The sequence below is a fragment of the Microbispora sp. CSR-4 genome (assembly GCF_008033685.1).
GTDB lineage: Bacteria > Actinomycetota > Actinomycetes > Streptosporangiales > Streptosporangiaceae > Microbispora.
In genome coordinates, this window is sequence record NZ_VJVX01000036.1 from 70,770 (window position 1) to 90,686 (window position 19,917).

19 protein-coding genes and 1 pseudogene are annotated in these 19,917 nt (G+C 72.9%); 11 read left to right on the forward strand and 9 right to left on the reverse strand.

Annotated features, from left to right (window positions below; all coding sequences use genetic code 11):
- The first annotated feature begins 37 nt into the window (after positions 1-37).
- The 4 genes from FLV34_RS24760 to FLV34_RS24775 are packed head-to-tail and all read left to right on the forward strand — an operon-like array spanning position 38 to position 4,280.
- Entirely contained in the window at positions 38-955 is a 918-nt protein-coding gene (locus FLV34_RS24760) for an NADP-dependent oxidoreductase (RefSeq protein ID WP_147944201.1), read from the forward strand.
- Between the two features lie 37 nt (positions 956-992).
- On the forward strand, positions 993-1,703 hold the full coding sequence (locus FLV34_RS24765) for a GNAT family N-acetyltransferase (RefSeq protein WP_147944202.1): 711 nt from the start codon (positions 993-995) through the stop codon (positions 1,701-1,703).
- 43 nt (positions 1,704-1,746) lie between these two features.
- Positions 1,747-3,099 carry an NtaA/DmoA family FMN-dependent monooxygenase gene (locus tag FLV34_RS24770; protein ID WP_142649721.1) on the forward strand — a complete coding sequence of 451 codons (1,353 nt, stop codon included), beginning with the start codon at positions 1,747-1,749 and terminating at the stop codon, positions 3,097-3,099.
- Positions 3,096-4,280, forward strand: coding sequence for an LLM class flavin-dependent oxidoreductase (locus tag FLV34_RS24775; RefSeq protein ID WP_147944203.1), 1,185 nt, complete (start codon positions 3,096-3,098; stop codon positions 4,278-4,280). Before FLV34_RS24770 ends, FLV34_RS24775 begins: the two co-directional genes overlap by 4 nt.
- A 43-nt stretch (positions 4,281-4,323) precedes the next feature.
- On the opposite strand, the gene FLV34_RS24780 is transcribed toward FLV34_RS24775, so the two are convergent.
- Genes FLV34_RS24780 through FLV34_RS24805 form a run of 6 tightly spaced genes read right to left on the reverse strand, consistent with a single transcriptional unit; the run spans position 4,324 to position 11,674 of the window.
- The gene (locus tag FLV34_RS24780) at positions 4,324-5,952 is read right to left on the reverse strand and encodes an ABC transporter ATP-binding protein (RefSeq protein ID WP_142649722.1); all 1,629 of its coding nucleotides are present in this window, start codon (positions 5,950-5,952) and stop codon (positions 4,324-4,326) included.
- Positions 5,949-6,800 (reverse strand): ABC transporter permease, encoded by an 852-nt coding sequence (locus FLV34_RS24785; RefSeq protein ID WP_142649723.1) that lies wholly within the window; start codon positions 6,798-6,800, stop codon positions 5,949-5,951. The genes FLV34_RS24780 and FLV34_RS24785 overlap by 4 nt, the downstream gene beginning before the upstream one ends.
- Complete coding sequence (locus FLV34_RS24790) at positions 6,800-7,789, reverse strand: ABC transporter permease (RefSeq protein ID WP_142649724.1); 990 nt, start codon at positions 7,787-7,789, stop codon at positions 6,800-6,802. The genes FLV34_RS24785 and FLV34_RS24790 overlap by 1 nt, the downstream gene beginning before the upstream one ends.
- Complete coding sequence (locus tag FLV34_RS24795; RefSeq protein ID WP_261985887.1) at positions 7,786-9,399, reverse strand: ABC transporter substrate-binding protein; 1,614 nt, start codon at positions 9,397-9,399, stop codon at positions 7,786-7,788. The genes FLV34_RS24790 and FLV34_RS24795 overlap by 4 nt, the downstream gene beginning before the upstream one ends.
- Positions 9,396-10,589 (reverse strand): LLM class flavin-dependent oxidoreductase, encoded by a 1,194-nt coding sequence (locus FLV34_RS24800; protein ID WP_142649726.1) that lies wholly within the window; start codon positions 10,587-10,589, stop codon positions 9,396-9,398. The genes FLV34_RS24795 and FLV34_RS24800 overlap by 4 nt, the downstream gene beginning before the upstream one ends.
- The gene (locus tag FLV34_RS24805; protein WP_147944205.1) at positions 10,586-11,674 is read right to left on the reverse strand and encodes an LLM class flavin-dependent oxidoreductase; all 1,089 of its coding nucleotides are present in this window, start codon (positions 11,672-11,674) and stop codon (positions 10,586-10,588) included. The genes FLV34_RS24800 and FLV34_RS24805 overlap by 4 nt, the downstream gene beginning before the upstream one ends.
- 168 nt (positions 11,675-11,842) lie before the next feature.
- Here FLV34_RS24805 and FLV34_RS24810 point away from each other — a divergent pair, with 168 nt between their 5' ends.
- Positions 11,843-12,790: a GlxA family transcriptional regulator gene (locus FLV34_RS24810; protein ID WP_147944206.1), complete on the forward strand. Its 948-nt coding sequence runs from the start codon at positions 11,843-11,845 to the stop codon at positions 12,788-12,790.
- 137 nt (positions 12,791-12,927) lie between these two features.
- Positions 12,928-13,926 carry a type I glyceraldehyde-3-phosphate dehydrogenase gene (gene gap, locus FLV34_RS24815; protein ID WP_142649729.1) on the forward strand — a complete coding sequence of 333 codons (999 nt, stop codon included), beginning with the start codon at positions 12,928-12,930 and terminating at the stop codon, positions 13,924-13,926.
- Between the two features lie 30 nt (positions 13,927-13,956).
- Here the strand turns inward: gap and FLV34_RS24820 are convergent, their stop codons facing one another.
- Complete coding sequence (locus FLV34_RS24820) at positions 13,957-15,213, reverse strand: PP2C family protein-serine/threonine phosphatase (RefSeq protein ID WP_142649730.1); 1,257 nt, start codon at positions 15,211-15,213, stop codon at positions 13,957-13,959.
- Between the two features lie 115 nt (positions 15,214-15,328).
- Here FLV34_RS24820 and FLV34_RS24825 point away from each other — a divergent pair, with 115 nt between their 5' ends.
- Positions 15,329-15,943, forward strand: a complete 615-nt coding sequence (locus FLV34_RS24825; protein WP_147944207.1) for a trimeric intracellular cation channel family protein — start codon at positions 15,329-15,331, stop codon at positions 15,941-15,943.
- 2 nt (positions 15,944-15,945) lie between these two features.
- The gene (locus tag FLV34_RS24830) at positions 15,946-16,731 is read left to right on the forward strand and encodes a crotonase/enoyl-CoA hydratase family protein (protein ID WP_147944208.1); all 786 of its coding nucleotides are present in this window, start codon (positions 15,946-15,948) and stop codon (positions 16,729-16,731) included.
- A 5-nt stretch (positions 16,732-16,736) separates the two neighbouring features.
- Here FLV34_RS24830 and FLV34_RS42645 read toward each other — a convergent pair.
- Positions 16,737-16,913, reverse strand: a pseudogene (locus FLV34_RS42645) (hypothetical protein); the annotation flags it as partial.
- Positions 16,914-17,201: 288 nt separating this feature from the next.
- On the opposite strand from FLV34_RS42645, the gene FLV34_RS24840 reads away from it, so the two are divergent.
- Entirely contained in the window at positions 17,202-17,591 is a 390-nt protein-coding gene (locus FLV34_RS24840; protein WP_147944210.1) for a hypothetical protein, read from the forward strand.
- 19 nt (positions 17,592-17,610) lie between these two features.
- On the opposite strand, the gene FLV34_RS40695 is transcribed toward FLV34_RS24840, so the two are convergent.
- On the reverse strand, positions 17,611-17,778 hold the full coding sequence (locus FLV34_RS40695; protein ID WP_187280722.1) for a hypothetical protein: 168 nt from the start codon (positions 17,776-17,778) through the stop codon (positions 17,611-17,613).
- A 201-nt stretch (positions 17,779-17,979) separates the two neighbouring features.
- Between FLV34_RS40695 and FLV34_RS24845 the strand changes: the two genes are divergently transcribed.
- Both FLV34_RS24845 and FLV34_RS24850 read left to right on the forward strand, forming a co-directional pair.
- Positions 17,980-18,312 (forward strand): YnfA family protein, encoded by a 333-nt coding sequence (locus FLV34_RS24845; protein WP_147944211.1) that lies wholly within the window; start codon positions 17,980-17,982, stop codon positions 18,310-18,312.
- A gap of 597 nt (positions 18,313-18,909) precedes the next feature.
- On the forward strand, positions 18,910-19,917 hold a 1,008-nt coding region (locus tag FLV34_RS24850), incomplete at its 3' end, for a DUF222 domain-containing protein (RefSeq protein WP_147944212.1).

The window sequence follows — 19,917 nt, forward strand, 5'->3', positions numbered from 1 at the left end:
AGGATACGTGGCAGGCGGACGAACGACAGGAGGTCCGATGCCGAAGGCATATGTGTTCACCCGATACGGAGGCCCGGAGGTCGAGGCGTTCGCGGACGTCGAACGGCCGGTGCCCGGTCCCGGGCAGGTGCTCGTGGCGGTGCGCGCCGCCGGAGTCAACCCCGTGGACTGGAAACAGCGCGAGGGTCACCTCGCGCAGATCGTCCCGGTCGAGTTCCCGGCCGTGTTCGGCCGCGAGGTGTCCGGAGTGGTCGAGCAGACGGGGGACGGCGTCACCGAGTTCGCGGCCGGTGACGCGGTGTTCGGCAACACGGTCGCCGGCGGATTCGCCAGGTACGCGCTGCTCCCCCGCGAGCTGACCGCGCGCAAGCCCGACGGCCTGTCGTTCGCCGACGCGGCGACCCTGCCCGTGGCGGCCGCCACCGCCTACGACGGCGTGCGCCAGCTCGGACTGCCGGCCGGCGCCACCCTGCTGATCACCGGCGTCGGCGGCGGGGTCGGAGTGGCGGCGGCGCAGATCGCCAGGCACACCGGCGTCACCGTGATCGGCACGGCCGGCTCCGGCAAGAAGGACTTCGTGGAGTCGCTCGGCGTCGTCCACGTCGAGCCGGGGCCCGGCGTGGCCGACCGGATCCGCGCGGCCGCGCCGGACGGCGTCGACGCGGTTTACGACCTGGTCGGCGGCGCCGCGCTGGAGGAGGCGGCCGAGGTGCTGAAGGACCGGTCGAAGCTGATCAGCGCGGCCGACGGGGAGACGGTCACGCGGCTCGGCGGTTCCCTCGTCCTGCGAGCGCGTGACAGGGCGACGCTCGAAGCGGTGGCCGACCTCGCCGCGAGCGGCGCCCTCCGGCCGTACGTCACGCGGACCTTCCCCCTCGCGCAGGCTCCCGAGGCCCTGCGCGCGGTGGAGGACGGCCACGCCCGCGGCAAGATCGTGATCGAGGTGGACGCGTGAGCGCCGGCCGCGGCGAGGCGCCCCGAGGGGAGCCGAAGTGAGCGACCGGCACCTCCTGGACAACCCCGCGTGGGCGTCGCTGACCGGCCCGCACGCGCGCTTCGCCGAACGGTGCGGCGGCGCGCTGCGCTACCCGGACGATGTGTCCCCGTTCTTCGCGCTGCCCGACGAGCCCGGCCCCGCGGACTGGAACGACCTGGCCAAGCTCGCGGGGCCGGGTGCGACGGTCGCGGTCACCGGCGACGCCATCGCGGCGCCGGACGGGTTGCCGGACGGGTGGGAGGTGGTCGCGCACGGCGAGGGCGTGCAACTCGTCGGCGACGACGTGGTCCCCGCCCCCGACGACGAGGCGGTCCGCCTGCGGGCGGCGGACGTGCCCGAGATGCTGGATCTCGTCGCGCGCACGCAGCCGGGCCCGTTCCGGCCGCGCACCATCGAGATGGGCACCTACCTGGGCATCCGCCGCGGCGGCGCGCTGGTCGCGATGGCCGGGGAGCGGCTGCACCCGCCCGGCTGGACGGAGATCAGCGCGGTCTGCACCGATCCGGCCTTCCGCCGCCAGGGCCTGGCGTCGCGGCTGGTCCTGGCCGTCGCCGCCGGCATCCGCGCCCGCGGCGAGACGCCGTTCCTGCACGCCGCCGCGAGCAACGTCTCCGCCATCCGGGTCTACGAGGCGCTCGGCTTCCGCCTGCGCCGGCGGACGACGTTCGCCACCGTACGCGTGCCCGCCGACGTGCCGGTCGCGTGAGACCGGCAGATCGGGCGACCGTTTCACGACACCAGGAGTCCTCGTGACCAAGCAGATCCATCTCGCCGCGCACTTCCCCGGCGTGAACAACACCACGGTCTGGTCCGATCCCGCGTCGGGCAGCCAGATCGACTTCGACTCGTTCCGTCACCTGGCCCAGACGGCCGAACGCGGGAAGTTCGACTTCTTCTTCCTGGCCGAAGGGCTGCGGCTGCGCGAGGCGAAGGGACGCATCCACGACCTGGACGTCGTGGGACGCCCGGAGTCGCTCACCGTCCTTTCCGCCCTGGCCGCCGTCACCACCCACCTGGGGCTCGCCGCGACCGTCAACTCCACCTTCAACGAGCCGTACGAGGTGGCGCGGCGGCTCGCCACGCTCGACCACCTGAGCGGCGGCCGGGCCGCGTGGAACGTGGTGACCAGCTTCGACGCCTTCACCGGGGAGAACTTCCGCCGGGGCGGCTTCCTCGCCGAGGCCGACCGGTACACCCGGGCGAAGGAGTTCCTGCAGACCGCCAGGGAGCTGTGGGACTCGTGGGCGGCGGACGCGGTGGCCGCCGACGCGCGGTCGGGGCGGTTCCTGCGGCCCGGCGGCGTCACGCCGTTCCGCCACCAGGGCCGGCACTTCGACATCTCGGGGCTGTTCAACGTGCCGCGCGGCCCGCAGGGCCACCCGGTGATCATCCAGGCCGGCGACTCCGACGAGGGCCGCGAGTTCGCCGCGTCGTCGGCCGACGTGATCTTCAGCAGGCACAGCAAGCTGGAGGAGGGCCGCGCCTTCTACCGTGACGTCAAGCGCAGGCTCGCGGCGTACGGCAGGCGGCCCGAGGACCTCAAGATCCTGCCCGCGGTGACGTACGTGCTGGGCGACACCGAGGCCGAGGCCGCCGAGCGTGCCGTCGAGATCCGCCGCGCGCAGGTGAGCCCGCAGACGGCGCTCTACTTCCTGGAGGCCGTGTGGGGCCGCGACCTGTCGGGATACGACCCCGACGGCCCGCTGCCCGACGTCGAGCCGAACCTGGACGAGGGCGTGACCAAGGGCCACGCGGCGTTCCGCCGCGACCGCGGCGAGCTGGTGGCCAAGTGGCGCGCCCTCGCCGAGGAGAAGAACCTGTCGATCCGCGAGCTCGCCATCGAGGTCTCCACGCCGCAGACCTTCATCGGCACGCCGCGGACGGTCGCCGACGAGATCGACCACTTCGTGCAGTCCGACGCGGCCGACGGCTTCATCTTCGTCCCCCACCTGACCCCGGGCGGGCTGGACGACCTGGTCGACAAGGTCGTCCCCCTGTTGCAGGAGAAGGGCGTGTTCCGGGCCGACTACACCGGGCCCACCCTCCGCGACCACCTCGGCCTCGCCCCCCGCACTCCGAACCGCATCGAGGAGACCTCATGACCCTGCATCTCGCCGTCGCGCTGGACGGGGCGGGCTGGCACCCGGCCGCGTGGCGGGCCGAGGGCGCGCGGCCCGACCGGCTGTTCACCCCCGGATACTGGGCCGAGCTCGTCGCCGAGGCGGAGCGCGGCCTGCTCGACTTCGTCACGTTCGAAGACGCGCTCGGCCTGCAGTCCTCCCGGCTCAACGAGCCGGACGGCCGCCTCGACCAGGTGCGCGGGCGGCTCGACGCGGTGCTGATCGCCTCGCGGGTGGCCCCGCTGTCCTCGCGGATCGGCCTCGTGCCGACCACGAGCACGACGCACACCGAGCCGTTCCACGTCGCGATCGGCATCGCCTCGCTCGACCACATCAGCCGCGGCAGGGCCGGCTGGCGGCCCCAGATCTCCGGCCGTCCCGACTACGTCGCGCACTTCGGCCGCCGCCCTCCGTTCCCGCCGCAGGACTACTCCCTCGACCGGGATCCCGCCTTCGCCGAGCACGTGCGGGCCCTGTTCGCCGAGGCCGCCGACGCGGTCGAGGTGGTCCGCCGCCTGTGGGACAGCTGGGAGGACGACGCCGAGATCCGCGACGTCGCGACCGGCCGCTTCATCGACCGCGACAAGCTCCACTACATCGACTTCCGCGGCGAGTTCTTCAGCGTGAAGGGCCCCTCGATCACGCCGCGCTCCCCGCAGGGCCAGCCGCTGGTCACCTCCCTGGCCCACGACAGGCTGCCGTACGAGTTCGCGGCCCGGTCCTCCGACGTCGTGTACGTCACGCCGCGCGACCGGGAGGACGCGGCGGCGATCGTCGGGAGCGTACGGGCCGCGGAGGCGGCGGTGGGACGCACCGAGCCGCCGTTGCGGATCTTCGCGGATCTCGTGGTGTTCCTCGACGCCCACGACGCGGCCGGGCGCAAGGCCCGGCTGGACGACCTCGACGGCGCGGCGTTCGAGTCGGACGCCCACGTCTTCACCGGCACCCCCGAGGAGCTCGCCGGGCTGCTGCTGGAGTGGCGGGAGGCGGGGCTGGAGGGCTTCCGGCTCAGGCCGGGCGTGCTGCCGCACGACCTGACGGCGATCACCCGTGGCCTGGTGCCCGCCCTGCAGAACGCGGGCGCGTTCCGGTCGGCGTACGACACGGCGGACCTGCGCGGGCGGCTCGGCCTGGACCGCCCCGCCAGCCGCTACGCGGCCTGAAGTCGTGTGCGGGGCGAGGCGGCCGGGCTCGCCCCGCACAGCTTCATCCGGGGAGCCGGGGCACGGCCGCCAGCAGCTCCCGGGTGTACGGATGCCGGGGATGACGGAAGACCTCGCCGGCGTCGCCCTCCTCCACGACACGGCCGTCCTTCATCACCAGGACCCGGTCGCTCAGGTGGCGGACGACGCCCAGGTCGTGGGAGATGAACAGCAGCGCCGTCCCGTCCTCGGCCTGGATCTCGGCCAGCAGGTCGAGCACCTGGGCCTGCACGGACACGTCGAGCGCGGAGACGGGCTCGTCGCAGATCAGCACCTCGGGCCGGGACGCGAGCGCGCGGGCGATGGCCACCCGCTGCCGCTGGCCGCCGGACAGCTCGCGCGGACGCCGGCCGAGCAGTTCGGGCGGCAGCCCCACCCGGCCCAGCAGCTCGACCGCGCGTTCCCTGCGCCGGCCGCGCGGCAGCGCCGACAGCGGGTCGGTGACCAGGCGGCCCACCGTGTGGCGCGGGTCGAAGGAGTCGAGCGGGTTCTGCGCGATCACCTGGATCGCGGGACGGAGAGGGCGCCGCCGCCGCTCGGGCAGGGCGCTCCACGGGCCTCCCCGCAGGCTCACCTCGCCCGCGTCGGGCGCGAGCAGGCCGAGGGCCAGCCGTGCGAGGGTCGTCTTGCCCGACCCCGACTCGCCGACGACGCCGAGCGTCTCCCCCGCGTGCAGGCGGAAGGAGACGCCGTCCACGGCCTTGCGCGAGCCGTACGCGACCGACAGCCCCGTGGCGGCGAGCACGGGATCGCGCGGGGCCGGGGTGAGGGACGGGGTGGAGGCCGGGGAGCGGGACGGCCGGCGCGGCGCGGTAGACGCGGAGGGCACGGCGGCGAGCAGTGCCCGCGTGTAGTCGTGCCGCGGAGTCGTCAGCACCTCCCGCGCCGGGCCGTCCTCGACCACCAGGCCGTCCTTCATGACCAGGACGCGGTCGGCCATGGTGGCCACCACGGCGAGGTCGTGGCTGATCATCAGCAGCGCCGTCCCGGCCGCCTTCCGATCCGCGAGCAGCCGCAGGATCTGGGCCTGCACGGTCACGTCGAGGGCGGTCGTGGGCTCGTCCGCGATGATCAGCTCGGGCTCGGCGGCGATGGCGGAGGCGATCAGCGCCCGTTGCCGCAGCCCGCCGGACAGCTGGTGGGGGTGCTGCCCCACGCGGGTCTCCGGGTCCGGTATGCCCACGGCCGCCAGCAGCTCCCGTACGCGCTCCGGCCGGGCCCGGCGGGGCACCACGTCGTGCTCGGCCAGCACCTCGGTGATCTCGGCCCCCACGGTGCGCAGCGGGTCGAGCGAGACGAGGGCGTCCTGCAGGACCAGCCCGGCGAACCTGCCGCGCAGGCGGCGCCACTCGCGCGGGCCGAAGGTCAGGGCGTCCCCGCCGCCGACGCGGAACGCCGACGCCCGCACCGTCGCGCCCGGGCCCGCCAGGCCGATGAGCGAGCGGGCGGTCACGCTCTTGCCCGACCCCGACTCGCCGACCAGGGCGACGCACTCCCCCGGCGCGATCGACAGCGACACCCCGCGTACGGCCTCGACGCCGGAGGCGGGGAACGAGACCCGCAGGTCCTCCACCGCGACCAGCGGCGCGGCGCCGGCGGCGGGATGGGCGCGGGTGACCGCGAGCTCTGTCATGGTGTCCTTCCCTCGAAACGCCGCTGAAGATGCCGCCCGGCCACGGTCAGGCACACGACCGACAGGGTGAGGGCCACCCCCGGGGAGAAGGCCACCCACGAGGCGACCCGCAGGTAGTCCCGCGACTCGGCCAGCATGGTGCCCCACTCCGGGGCGGGCGGCTGGGGTCCCATGCCGAGGAAGCTGAGGCCGGATGTGGCGATGACGGCCTGACCGAGCCCGATCGTGGCCAGCACGGGGACGGGCCCGACGACGTTGGGCAGCACGTGCCGCACGATCACGCGGAGCCGCGAGTGGCCGAACGTCACCGCCTGCTCGACGTAGCCGGAGCGGCGCACGACGAACGTCTGCGCCCGCACGACACGCGCGTACGTGGGGATCTGGGCGATCCCGATGGCGGCGACGACGTTCCAGGTGCCGGGGCCCGTGATGGCGATCACGAGGAGCGCGAGCAGCAGCTCGGGGAAGGTCGACAGCACGTCGAACAGGCGGGCCAGCGCCTCGCCGGCGAGGCGGGCCGCCAGCCCGGCGGCCAGGCCGAGCAGCGAGCCCGCGCCCACCGCGAGCGCGGTCGCGAGGGCCCCGATGCCGAGCGAGTGGCGGGCGCCGTAGACGACGCGGGCGAACACGTCCCGCCCGAGGTGGTCGGTGCCGAGCGGATGGCCCGCGCCGGGCGGGGCCAGCGCCCGCAGCGGGTCGGCCGCCAGCGGGTCGACCCGGGTGACCAGGCCCGGGGCCGCCACGGCCACGACCAGGGCGGCCAGGACGAGCAACGCGACGACGAGGCCGGGACGCACGCGGGCGCCGGGCCGGGCGGCGGATCGGACGACGGGGGCGGCGACGGCCATCACGCGCTCCTGAGCCGGGGGTCGATGAGCCGGTAGGCGAGGTCGAGCAGGGCGCTGATCGTCACGTAGACCGCCGCCGACAGGATGACGACGGCCATCACGACCGGCATGTCCTTGCCGGTGACGGCCTGCATGGTCACCCGGCCGAGCCCCGGGCGGCCGAAGAGCGCCTCGGTGATGACGGCCCCGCCGAGCAGGACACCGGTGAACCAGCCGGTGAGGGTGACGGCGGGCAGCAACGCGTGCCGCAGCGCGTGCCGGGCCACCACGGCACGCTCGCTGAGGCCGCGCGAGCGCGCCGTCACCGCGAACGGCTGCTCCAGGGCGCGTTCCAGGCCCTCCCTGAGCACCTGCCCGAGCACGCCGGCGACGGGCAGGCCGAGCGCCAGCGCGGGCAGGACGAGCGCCTGCGGGTCGGCCGCGCCCGAGACGGGAAACCAGCCGAGCGAGAACGAGAACACGAAAAGCAGCACGATACCGATCACGAACTGCGGCACCGACACCGCCACCAGCTCGGCGGCGGAGACGATCCGGCGCGGCCAGACCGACCTGCCCGCCGTCGCGACCGCCACGACGAGCGCCAGCACGACGCCGACCACGGCGGCCGCCAGGGTCAGCCGCACGGTCGGGCCCACCTGCCCGGCCAGGATTTCGCTGACGTCGCGCTGCAACTGGTAGGAGCGGCCGAGGTCGCCGTGCAGCAGCCGGCCGAGATAGCTCAGGTAGCGCACTGCCTCGGGCCGGTCCAGCCCCCACTCGGCGATGATCTGCGCCCGGATCTCCGGCGTGTCGGCGCCGTCGCCAACGAGGATGTCGACGGTGTCGCCGGGCGCCAGCAGCAGGGCGACGTACGCGGTCGTGGCCGCCGCCCACAGCACGGCCACGGCCGAGACGAGCCTGCGCACCGGCGTGCCCAGCCAGGCGGGCACCCGCAGGTCCGGAAGCCGCGGCCGCGCCGGGGGCCGCCGGGCCGGCAGCGTCGCAGTCATGCGGCGATCCGCACGTCGTAGACGCCGCGCGGCGTGCCCGAAACGGGGTCGAAGCCGAGGCCCTGCACGTTCTTGCTCGCCGCGATCTGGTCGGAGGGGACGTAGATGGGGAAGACGACCGCCTCGTCGGCCACCACCTTGCGCTGGACCTTCGCGTACAGGGCCTTCCGCTCGGCGGGGTCGGAGCTCGCCGACGCGCCGGCGAGCCACTTGTCGAGGGTGGCGTCCTCGTAGTGGGTGCGGTTGATGGCCCCGCCCCTCGGCAGGATGAGGTTGAGCGCGGCCCCGGCGTCGGAGTCGCCGCGCGAGTTCTCGAAGATCTCGTACGCGTCGTCGTCGTACGCCTTCTGCGCCGTGCCCTGGTCCACGATCTTCACCTGGAAGTCGATGCCCGCCGTCTGCTTGACCTGCGCCTGGATGGCCTGGGCCAGGATGTCCCTGCGGTCGCGGACGTACGGCGCCGCGGCCACCGAGCGGACCGTCAGCCGCTTGCCGTCCTTGGTCCGGTAGCCCTCGGCGTCGCGCTGGGTCCAGCCCGCCGCGTCGAGCAGCGCGTTCGCCTTGGCGGCGTCCCCGCCGTACGTCTTCTCCAGCGACGGGTCGTAGAACGGGCTGGTGTCGGCGACGACGCTCCAGGCCCGCTTGGCGGTGCCCTGGTAGACGGACGCCAGCACGGTGTCGAGGTCGACGGCCTCCCGGAACGCCTGCCGCACGCGCTTGTCGTCGAAGGGCGGGTGGGAGGTGTTGAAGTAGTAGGAGAACGCCGTGCCGGAGTTGAGCGCCGACTGGAAGGACAGCGAGGGATCGCTCTTGACCGTCTGGATGTCGGTGGCCGGGACGCCCTCGATGACCTGAACCTGCCCGGAGGTGAGCGCGCCGATGCGGACGGCCGCCTGTGGCAGGAAGCGGTAGGTGACCTCCGGCAGGTACGCCGGTCCCTGGTGGGCGCTGCCCTGCGGCGGCCAGTTGTAGCGGGGGTTGCGCGTGTAGTGGACCTCCTGGCCCCGCACATAGCGGTCGAGGACGAACGGGCCGGTCCCGACCACGTCCGGCCCGCCGGCCTTCAGGTCCTTGGCCTCCTTGAGGGACTTCGGGGACACCTGCCCCGCGTACGGCGAGGCGAGGAAGTCGAGGAACAGCCCGTCCCGCTCCTTCAGCGTGATCTTCAGGGTGGTGGGCGAGACCACCTCGGCCTTGTCGAAGGCGTGCAGCTGGATGGCGGCGACCGCCGGGTTGTAGCCGGGCTCGCGCAGCTTGTCGAGGTTGGCCTTCACCGCCGCCGCGTCGAACTTCGTGCCGTCCTGGAAGGTGACGTCGTCGCGCAGCTCCAGCGTGTAGGTGCGGCCGTCGTCCGAGACCCTCCACGACGTGGCGAGCCAGGGGACGAACGACCCGTCCTCGCCGCGCGCGAGGAGCGCGTCGAACTGGTTGAACACCAGCAGCCTGGCCTTGTTCTGCGCCCACAGGTGGGGGTTGAACGTGATGGGCTCGGTCTCGACGGCCCACGTGAGAGAGGTGCCGCCGCCGGTCTGCTCGGACGGCGTCTGGGAACCGCACGCGGCCAGGGCCGCGACGAGGATGAAGGGCAGCACGCCCCTGATGGCCTTCACAGTGCTCCTCCTGCCGTGCCGGTCTGCCATGCCTCCGCGAGCAGCTCGTAGGAGCGCACCCGGTCGGCGTGTTCGTGCGTGATCGTGGTGACCAGCAGCTCGTCCGCGCCCGTGACCCGCTGGAGCACGCGCAGCCGTTCGACGACCGTCTCCGGCGAGCCCGCGAACTGGGTGTCCACCCGGTCGGCCACGAGCTCCCGGTCGGCCTCGCTCCAGACGTGCGCGTCCGCCTCCTCGGGCGTCGGGTAGGGGATCGCCCCCTGGCCTGTGCGGATGGCGCGCACCCACAGGCCGTACGGCTTGGCCAGTTCCCTGGCCGTCGCGTCGTCCTCGGCCACGACCACGTCCGCGGAGACGACGACGTACGGCTCGGACAGCACCTTGGACGGCGTGAACGCCTCCCGGTAGGCCTCCACGGCCTCCAGCACCGACGCTGGGCTGACGTGATAGTTGGCGGCGAACGGAAGCCCGCGCTCCCCCGCCACCTTCGCGCTCTGCCCGCCGCTGCTGCCGAGGATCCACAGCTCCACTTCGGCGCCCTCGCCCGGCACCGCGTGCACCGCGATCCCGTCGGGCGACCGGTAGGTGCCCTCGAGGAAGGCGACGATCTCTTCGACCTGCTCGGCGAAGTCGGGGGTCCGCGCGCCCGGCTGTTGCAGCAGCGCGGCCTGGACGGCGAGCTGCGGCAGGCGGGCCAGCTCGGCGAAGGAGAACGCGGGCGGGATCAGCAGCCCGTCCACCACCCGCGACTCACGCGGCGCCGCGGCCGGGGCGGGTGCCTGACGGGCCTGGGCGGCCACGACCTCGGCCCTGCGCTGCCCGGAACGGCCGAGCCCGAGGTCGATCCGGCCGGGATGGAGCGCGTCGATGAGGCCGAACTGCTCGACCACCGCGATGGGCGTCTGGTGGCCGAGCTGCACCGCGCCCGAACCCACCCTGATGTGGTTCGTCGCGGCCGCGATGAGGCCGATGAGCACCGCCGGGGCCGAGCTCGCGACACCGGCCGCGAAGTGGTGCTCGGCCACCCAGTAGCGGAGATACCCGAGCCGCTCGGCGTGGCGGGCGAGGTCGATGCTGTTGCGCAACGCGTCTCCCGCGCCGCTGCCGGACGGGATCGGGGCCAGGTCGAGGATCGACAGGGGAACCGGCCGCACCGTGTTCGACTGTGCTGTCTGCTTGGGGACGGTCATGCCGGCGCTCCGGTGCTCGTGAGGGTGCTCGTGAGGGGGGTGTTCTCGGGGAACGGCCGGCTCGGGATCTCCTTGCGCAGCACGGGGGCGATGTCGCTCTGGAACAGCTCAAGGGCCTCCCGGTGCTGCGCCCGGGTCAGGCCGTCGCCGTCCGCGCTGATGTGCATGACCTCGTGGCCGAGCCGCGCGTGATAGCGCAGGACCTTGTCGATGATCTGCTGGGGGCTGCCCACGAGGATCGAGCCGCGCTCGATGGCGTCCTCCAGCGAGTGGAAGACCGGTTCCACGCCCGCTTTGCGGAACAGCGCGACCCGGGCGTCGTAGATCGGGCGATAGGTGGCGATCGCCTCCTGGGAGGTGCGTGCCGTGTAGAAGCCGGCGCTGCCCGCGCCCACCAGCGCGTCGGCCGGGTCGTGCCCGTAGTGCGCCCATCGTTCGCGGTAGTGGTCGACCAGCTCGGCGTACGGCTCGATGGGGTTGGTGACGTTCGCCGAGAACAGCGGGTCGCCATAGCGGGCGGCCAGCTCGACCGAGTCCTTGCTGGTGGCGCTGCCGTGCCAGACCCGGATCGGCCGCTGCAGGGGGCGCGGCCACGTCTCCGCGTCCGTGAGGGACGGCCGGAACCGGCCCTCCCAGGTGACCTTGTCCTCCCGCCAGAGCCTGCGGAACAGTTCGTACGCCTCCCGGTTGCGGTCCCACTGGTCTTCGGGGGTGACGTGGAAGAGCCGCGCCTGGGCCGACCCGTTCCCCTTGCCGATCATCAGCTCCAGCCGGCCGCCCGACAGGTGATCGAGCGTCGCGTAGTCCTCGTACGCCCGCACGGGGTCGAGCAGGCTGAGCGTGGTGACCGCGGTGAACAGCCGGATGCGAGAGGTCAGGGCGGCGATGTGGCTGAGCACGACCGGCGGCGACGAGGAGATGAAGGGCCGCTCGTGCCGCTCTCCCACCCCGAAGCCGTCGAAGCCCAGCTCCTCGGCGAGCACGGCGCCGTCCACGACGTCGCGGAACCGTTCGGTGGTGGATTTGGTCTCGCCGGTCAGCGGGTCTGGCCCGTGCGCGATGAGGGTGATGGCGAGGAATTTCACGGGGTCGCATACCTCCCGGGGGGCGGCTTTACCTACTAACTATGTAGGAAAAGCATGCTTTGTCAACGGCTGGGATGGGCCGGTGGCAGGATGATTGCGATAGTGGTCATTGCGGTCACGGTGCGGAGGCGGCGCCCGCCGGATCGCGGGGGGAGCCGGAGGAGGCCGATGAGCCCGAGAAACCATCGCATCGCCGTGCTCGTGCTGGAGGGCGCGAAACCGCTCGACGTCGGCATCCCGGCGCAGGTGTTCTCCAACCGGCCGAGCATGCCGTACGAGGTGCGGGTGTGCGGCCCCGCGCCCGGGCTGGTGACCGGCGGCGACGGCCTCTCCTATCACGTGGCCGAGGGCCTCGGCGCCTTCGAGGAGGCCGACACGATCTTCATCCCCGGCTACCGGGAGCCCGCGCCCACGGAACCGCCGGCCGCGGTCGTCGGCGCGCTCATGGCCGCCCACGAGCGCGGCACCCGGCTCGCGGCCATCTCGACGGGGGCGTTCGCGCTGGCGGCGACGGGCCTGCTCGACGGCAAGCGGGCGACGACCCACTGGCACTACACCAAGGCCCTCGCCGCCCGGCATCCGCTCGTACGGGTGGACGAGAACGTGCTGTTCGTGGACGAGGGCGACGTGCTGACGTCGGCGGGCGCGGCGTCCGGCATCGACCTGTGCCTCCACCTGGTGCGGCGCGACCACGGCGTCGGGCTGTCCAACCACGTGGCGAGACGGCTGGTGGCGGCGCCCTACCGCAGCGGAGGCCAGGCGCAGTACGTGCCCCGCAGCGTCCCCGAGCCGCTCGGCGACCTTTTCGCGAACACGCGCGAGTGGGCCCTGGCACACCTGTCGGAACGGCTGACCCTGGAGACCCTCGCCCGGCACGCGCGGGTGTCGCCGCGCACCTTCTCCCGGCGGTTCGTGGAGGACACCGGCTACACGCCGATGCAGTGGGTGCTGCGGGCACGGGTGGATCTGGCACGCGAGCTGCTCGAACGCACCGATTTGGGTGTGGAGCAGATCGCCGACCGGGTCGGGCTCGGCACCGGCGCCAACCTGCGCCTGCACTTCCAGCGCATCCTCGGCACCTCCCCCACCGAGTATCGCCACACCTTCTCCGCCTGACGCCCGGACGGCGGTGGCGAGATCCTTGCGGACGGTGGCGAAACTTCTGGCTTGATCCTTGCGTACGATGTCTTTCGAGCCACTGTCGGCGCGGCGTCCGGGTGCCGATCATGGAGCGCGGAAGGAAAGGAACGCCCATGACTCGCATCGCCGTCAACGGATTCGGCCGCATCGGACGCAACACCCTCCGCGCCCTGATCGAACGTGACAGCGACCTCGAAGTGGTCGCCGTCAACGACCTCACCGCCCCCGAGACCCTCGCGCACCTGCTGAAGTACGACAGCGCCCTCGGCCGTCTCGGCCGCTCCGTCGAGGTGGACGGCGCCGCGCTCGTGGTCGGCGGCCGCCGCATCGCGGTGCTCGCCGAACGCGAACCCGCCAAGCTGCCCTGGTCGGAGTTCGGCGTGGACATCGTGCTGGAGTCCACCGGCCGCTTCACCAAGGCGGAGGCCGCCCGCGCGCACATCGACGCCGGCGCCAGGCGCGTGCTGGTGAGCGCCCCCTCCGACGGCGCCGACGTCACCCTCGCCTACGGCGTGAACACCGAGGCGTACGACCCCGCCCGGCACGTGGTCGTCTCGAACGCCTCGTGCACCACGAACGCGCTGGCTCCGCTGGCGTCGGTGCTGGACGACCTGGCCGGCATCGAGCACGGCTTCATGACCACGGTGCACGCCTACACCCAGGAGCAGAACCTCCAGGACGGCCCGCACCGCGACCTGCGCCGTGCCCGCGCGGCAGGTGTGAACATCGTGCCCACCACCACGGGGGCCGCCAAGGCCATCGGCCTGGTGCTGCCGAACCTCGACGGCAAGCTCTCGGGCGACTCGATCCGGGTGCCGGTGCCGGTGGGCTCGATCGTGGAGCTGAACACCGCCGTCTCACGGGAGGTTGCCCGCGACGAGGTGCTCGCGGCCTACCGCGCCGCCGCCGACGGCAGGCTGAAGGGCATCCTCGACTACGCGGACGAGCCGCTGGTCTCCAGCGACATCACCGGGCAGCCCGCGTCGGCGATCTTCGATGCCGCCCTGACCCGCGTCGAGGGCAGGCACGTCAAGGTCGTGGCCTGGTACGACAACGAGTGGGGCTTCTCCAACCGGGTCGTCGACACGCTGGAGCTGCTCGCCCGCGCCTGAGCCCGCACGCCGGCCTGCCGTGCATGCGGCTCACATCGTGTGCCGGCGCTCCCGCCCGGTGCGCCACTCGGCCAGCAGCACCGTGGCGTCGTCCTGCAGCCGGCCGCGCTGGTAGACGAGGATCGAGTGGATCAGGCGGCGTAGCGACTCCGGGGCGGCGACGCCGTCGAACTCGCGCCGGATGACGAAGTCGGCGAAGCGCTCCAGCCCGAACCGCTCCCCGTCCGGGGTCTGCGCCTCGATGATGCCGTCCGTGTAGAACAGCAGCCGGTCGCCGGGCTCCAGCTGGCGGCGCGCGAGCACGGAGGCCGGGCCCAGGCGCAGGCCCATCGGGGTGTCCGGCGGGGTGTCCAGCACGCAGGCCAACCGCCCCCGCCGCAGCACGAGCGGTGGCGGATGCCCCCGGTTCACCCAGGTCAGCCATCCGGTGCGCAGATCCAGGTCGGCCAGCACCGCGGTGGCGAAACGTGAAGCGCCGAACTCCCCGGCGATCGCCTCGTCGATCGCGTCGCTGACGTCGAGCAGCCCGGCCCGGCGCCTGCGGCGGTTGTTGCGGTAGGCGCTCAGGGCGATGGCCGCGGTCAGCCCGGCGGAGGTGTCGTGCCCCATGGCGTCGAAGATCCCCAGGTGGAGGGTGGTGCCGTCGAGGGCGTAGTCGAAGGCGTCCCCGCCGACGCGGTAGGCCGGCTCCAGCGCCGCGCTCACCGTCATCGTCTCGGTCGCGAAGCTCTTGACGGGCAGCAGCGTCCACAGCATCTCGGCCGACAGGTGCATCTCCTCGGTGCGCACCAGCCGGGCGAACGCGTCGCTGTAGGCCCGCTTGCTCACCACGAGCAGCGCGACCAGGCCGCCCAGCTCGGTCAGGATCCGCTCGGTGGCCGCGTCGACCACGGGCACGGTCACGCCGAGCACCCCGACCCGTTCCGTGCCGTTCAGCATCGGCACCCACAGCCGCCGCGGCGCCTCGCTGCCGAGGGGTTCCGCGGTCTCGGCGGCGTACGGGTCGACCGCGGGACGCGCCTGGACGATCTCCAGGTCGCGGAAGGCACGGCCCGCCAGGGTCGTGTCGATGGCGAGGCGGTTCAGGGGCTCGCCGTACGCGTCGCTCTGCCCCGGCAGCGGCACGAGATACAGCGCCCGCAGGCTGGCGACGTAGATCATGACCTCGCTGAAGCCGAGCGGCCTGACGTGCTCGATGACGAATGACGCCAGGTCTTCCAGGGGCGTCAGATGGTGATCACGCACCAGACCGCCCCAGATGCGCCCGGTGTCAGGGCACCCGTTCACCTACCTCCCCCGCTGCCCGTCCTGCGGCATATTCCCGACGCTACCCCGCCCCGCTTCACACCGAACCAAGGCGCAGGCCAGGGGTTTTACCCTGTTTATGGAAGACTGAGCGGCTGTGACCCCCGTGCTCGACCTCGCCGGAATTTTCGTATTCGCCCTGTCCGGCGCGCTGGAGGGCGTACGCAAGCGGTTCGATGCGGTCGGCATCGCGGTGCTCGCGTTCTTCACGGCCGTCGGCGGCGGCATCGTGCGCGACCTGTTCATCGGCGTGCAGCCCGCCGCGCTGCGCGACACGGCCTATCTCCTCGTGCCGATCGCCGCCGCCGTCATCGCGTTCTTCTGGCATCGCCAGGTCGAACGGGCCATGCCCGGGGTGCTGGTCTTCGACGCGGCGGGCCTCGGCCTGTTCTGCGCGGTCGGGACGTCCAAGGCGCTGTATTACGGCCTCGCGCCGATGCACGCCGTGTTCCTCGGAGTCTGCACGGCGGTCGGCGGCGGCGTCCTCAGGGACGTCCTGTCCGGCGAGAAGCCGACCCTGCTCTACGACCGGGAGCTCTACGCCGTGCCTGCCATGCTCGGCTCCACGATGATGGCCGTGCTGTACGCGCTGGACGTCCGGGGGTTCACCGCCACCCTGTCCTCGGCGGTGGTCGCCTTCGCGTTCCGCATCCTCGCCATGCGGTATCGCTGGCGTGCGCCCCTGGCCTGGGGTCTCGGCGGGAGGGAGTAGCGATGGGCGACGTACGGGTGGAGGTCGAGGGACCGATCACCACGATCTGGATGGACCGGCCCGACCGGCGCAACGCCGTCGACCGGGGCATGGCCGGGGAGTTGCGGGCGGCCTTCGAGGAGTTCGAGGCCGACCCGGACCAGCGGGTGGCGATCCTGGCCGGCAGCGGCGGCACCTTCTGCGCGGGCGCCGATCTGACCGCGGTCGGCGACCCCGCGCGGCGCAACGAGCTCGACCCCGAGGGAGGCGGTGGCGGCCCGATGGGGCCGACCCGGATGCACCTGAGCAAACCGCTGATCGCCGCGATCAGCGGATACGCCGTCGCGGGCGGTCTGGAGCTGGCGCTGCTGGCCGACCTGCGCGTTGTCGAGTCCGACGCGGTGCTGGGGGTGTTCTGCCGCCGCTGGGGGGTGCCGCTCATCGACGGCGGCACGGTCCGGCTGCCGCGGATCGTCGGTCTCGGACGCGCCCTCGACATGATCCTCACCGGCCGCCCGGTGCACGCCGGGGAAGCCCTCGCGATCGGGCTGGCCAACCGGGTCGTCGGGCCGGGCCGGGCGGTCGAGGCGGCCCGTGAGCTGGCCGGGCAGATCGCGGCGTTCCCCTTCGCATGCGTCCTGGCCGACCGGGCCTCCACGTACGCCGCCCTCGACCTGCCCCTGGCCGAGGCGTTGCGCGCCGAGGGGGCGGCGGGCGTACCGATCGTGGAGCGCGAGGGCGTGGCCGGCGCGGCCCGCTTCGCCGCCGGCGCAGGCCGTCACGGCGTCGCCGAACCCGGCGCGCCCTGACGCGGAAGGGCCTCCGGCGAAGTGGCCGGTTCCAGCGCGCACGGGCAGGCGATGATCAGCACCGCGACCGCGGCGGTGAACGCCGGCGCCACGCCTTCGCCGATGCCGGGCCAGTCCCCCAGGGTGGCGACCGACAGGGCGATGACGATCGGGACGAAGATCCCGGAGCTGCGGTCGCCGACTCCGAGCAGCCCCTGCCGTGCACCTACCTGTCGGCGGTGCCGCTCGCCGGGCTCGCCCTCGACAGCGCCTTCGGCCGGTCCTGCGCCGACCCGATCGCCGCCCTGGTCGTCGCCGCCGTAGGGGTCGAGGAAGGGCGCGAAGCCCTGGCGGGGGGACACCTGCGGTCATCCTCGTCCGGCCGGTGCGGCGGCCCGTGCTGCTCCTGCATCCGCGTACGCGCCCGCACGGTGGGACCACGCGGAAAGGGGTTGCAACCGATACCCAGGTACAGGCTTACCGTCAGAGGCATGACCCGGGACATCGCCTCTGAATGGGGATGGGCTCCCTCAGCGTGCACCCTGCCGACCATCGGGCGGCCACTGCGGCTGGCCGAGTTCGACGCCCTGTTCGCCGAGGCCGTCCAAGCGGTGCGGCGCCCCGGGCGTGAGCTGCTGCGGCTGGAGCTCGCCTTCAGCCCGGAGCACGCGGCCCGGGCGGCCGAGCTGACCGCACGGGAGACCGGCTGCTGCTCCTTCTTCACCTTCACCCTGACCATCGCCGACGGCGGCCTCGCGCTGGAGGTGGCCGTGCCGCTCGCCCAAACCGAGGTGCTGGACGCCCTCCAGGCACGCGCCACCGCGTCCGCCGCACCGGCGCCTGCCGTACAGGGGTCTGCCGCTTCGCGGGGGCCGGCGTGAGGCAGGATCTCGACGGCCCCTACCTGCGCAGCGGACAGGTGGCAGGTCGCCGCCGATCCTGATCGGCGCCGGACCGCTCACCGGCGCCGGTGCCGCGCTCGCCGAGCAGGCGCTGCTGACCGTGGCCGGGGTGCTGATCGCCGCCGCGGCGGGCATGTGGTGGCCGCACCGCCGACGCGCCTCCCACGCGACCTCCCCCTGCGGATGCGGCGGGAGCTGATACGGCGGGAGCGGATGCGGATGCCGAGCCCCCGATCCGCAGCCCGGACTGCCGCCCCGGTCCGTCCCGACCTACGACCCGACCTGCGACTCGATCTGTGGCCCGATCCGCGGCGCGCAGGGTGCCCCGGTGGCCCGTCGTGCGCCGCCATGCGCTGTACTACCGGCCATGACGGTCGTCCGCTCCCTGCTGCTCTTCGTCCTGGCCGCCCTCGCCGAGATCGGCGGAGCATGGCTGGTCTGGCAAGGCGTACGCGAGCAGCGTGGCCTGCTCTGGATCGGCGGTGGCGTGATCGCGCTGGGCCTGTACGGTCTGGTCGCCACCTTCCAGCCGGACGCGAACTTCGGCCGGATCCTGGCGGCCTACGGCGGCGTCTTCGTCGCCGGTTCCCTGGCCTGGGGCATGTTCGTCGACGGGTTCCGGCCCGACCGCTGGGACGTCATCGGCGCGCTCGTCTGCCTTGTCGGCGTACTGGTGATCATGTACGCGCCGCGCGGCTGATCGAGCACCACCGACCTGGCCGTGCCGTTTCATACCGCATCGAATTCCTACGGCATCGACGCGTCACCCGAGAGAGGGTTGAACCGCGCCGAGTTTCGTGGAGGCCGTGATGTACCTCGGGTTGGCTGACTGAGATGAGGATGGCCGGGACGGTTCAGGTTGGCGCTCGCCGCAGGAATCCCGTTCCATCCGCCCGCTTACCCCAAGCCGTGCCTGCGGTTGGTCGCAGCGATCTCGGCGAGAACGACGGTGGCGCCCGCTACATCCGAGGGTGCCGGTGTCGCCCGCTACATCCGAGGGCGCCGGTGTCGCGGCCCTCAGCCCAAAGGGCCCGATCAACAGACGTCGCTCCTGGCATCGGTGATCAACTCCTCCTGGAAAGCCCGTAGCGGCGGCCTACTTCACCACGTCCGGCACCTCCCGTACGCGTGAGATCGCCGAGCGCTTGTTCGTCAGCCCGCTGACCGCCAAGGCCCACGTGGTCAGGGCCACTGCGGTCCCCAGCTGTGATTCCAGGAGATTCCTAGTTGATCTTGAAATAGCCCCAAGGTCGCGAGAGAATTAATACACGTTTTCGAATCTCTCGATGGAGGTGTGATGGATCTGTTCGACATCGATCCTGAGCGCCTTCGTCATTCGAATGGTCCCGACGACGGCTGGTGGGACCGTCTGATCGCCAATTCGCCCTTGTGGTCGTCCGACGGTTCATCCGCCCGTGAGCCCTTCCCGATCATCAACTTCGAGCCCCGGCAGCGCGCTGACGCGTCCGGCGCCGAGACCACGAACGGCCCAGGCACGCATACCGACGGCGCAGACGCCATGCGTAGGGATGCCGCCGGCGCGAATGCCGTTGGAATGGACGGCGCTGGCGCGGATGCCACCCATGGCAATGCTGACGGTGCGAACGCCGCTGGCGCGAATGCCACACGTGGGCCTGCCGATAGCGCGGAATCCGACGCGGGTGCCACCCATGGGGATGCCTCCGATGCGGGTGGCCGTGGTCGTGTGCGGTCGTCGTGGGTGGTGGTGGGGTCGGTTCGTGAGGTGGCCCAAGAGCTGGCGCTGACCCCGCTTCCCGACGATGTGGACATGTGCCTGGCCGAGGCGGAGGAGTTGCTGTTCGCCCGCGATCGGATCACCAGCGCCCTGGCCGACCGCGTCGGGCGGGTGCATCGTGCGGGGCAGGCCAAGCAGCACGGCCATGCCTCCACCCGCTGCTGGTTGCGGACCGCCGGGGGGATGACGGTGGGTGGTGCGGGCCGCCTGCTCACGTTGGGGGCGGAACTACCGCGCCTCCCCAAGGTGCGGGAGAAGTTCGCCACGGGTGAGCTGGCGGCCGGGGTGGTGGAAGCCATCTGCGCCGCTGTCGCCGGACTAACCGACGAGCAAGCCGGCCTGGCCGAGCCGATCTTGGTGGACCTGGCCGGCAAAGCGGGGGCGGCGGAGGTCGCCAAGGCCGGCCGCCATCTGCGGGCGGTGCTGGACCCCGACGGGGAAGAACGGGATGAGCGGGCCGATTACGGGCGGCGGTTCCTGCGGGTCCGCCCGGGCAAGGGCGGCGGCGTGGAAGGGGAGTTCTACCTGCCGCGTGAGGCCGGTGCCCGG

Bases quoted from the DNA above. Each gene is read 5' to 3' on its own strand.
- FLV34_RS24760 (WP_147944201.1), top strand. From the start codon at position 38: ATGCCGAAGGCATATGTGTTCACCCGATACGGAGGCCCGGAGGTCGAG.
- FLV34_RS24775 (WP_147944203.1), top strand. From the start codon at position 3,096: ATGACCCTGCATCTCGCCGTCGCGCTGGACGGGGCGGGCTGGCACCCG.
- FLV34_RS24780 (WP_142649722.1), bottom strand. From the start codon at position 5,952: ATGACAGAGCTCGCGGTCACCCGCGCCCATCCCGCCGCCGGCGCCGCG.
- FLV34_RS24785 (WP_142649723.1), bottom strand. From the start codon at position 6,800: ATGGCCGTCGCCGCCCCCGTCGTCCGATCCGCCGCCCGGCCCGGCGCC.
- FLV34_RS24790 (WP_142649724.1), bottom strand. From the start codon at position 7,789: ATGACTGCGACGCTGCCGGCCCGGCGGCCCCCGGCGCGGCCGCGGCTT.
- FLV34_RS24800 (WP_142649726.1), bottom strand. From the start codon at position 10,589: ATGACCGTCCCCAAGCAGACAGCACAGTCGAACACGGTGCGGCCGGTT.
- FLV34_RS24810 (WP_147944206.1), top strand. From the start codon at position 11,843: ATGAGCCCGAGAAACCATCGCATCGCCGTGCTCGTGCTGGAGGGCGCG.
- gap (WP_142649729.1), top strand. From the start codon at position 12,928: ATGACTCGCATCGCCGTCAACGGATTCGGCCGCATCGGACGCAACACC.
- FLV34_RS24830 (WP_147944208.1), top strand. From the start codon at position 15,946: ATGGGCGACGTACGGGTGGAGGTCGAGGGACCGATCACCACGATCTGG.
- FLV34_RS24840 (WP_147944210.1), top strand. From the start codon at position 17,202: ATGACCCGGGACATCGCCTCTGAATGGGGATGGGCTCCCTCAGCGTGC.
- FLV34_RS24845 (WP_147944211.1), top strand. From the start codon at position 17,980: ATGACGGTCGTCCGCTCCCTGCTGCTCTTCGTCCTGGCCGCCCTCGCC.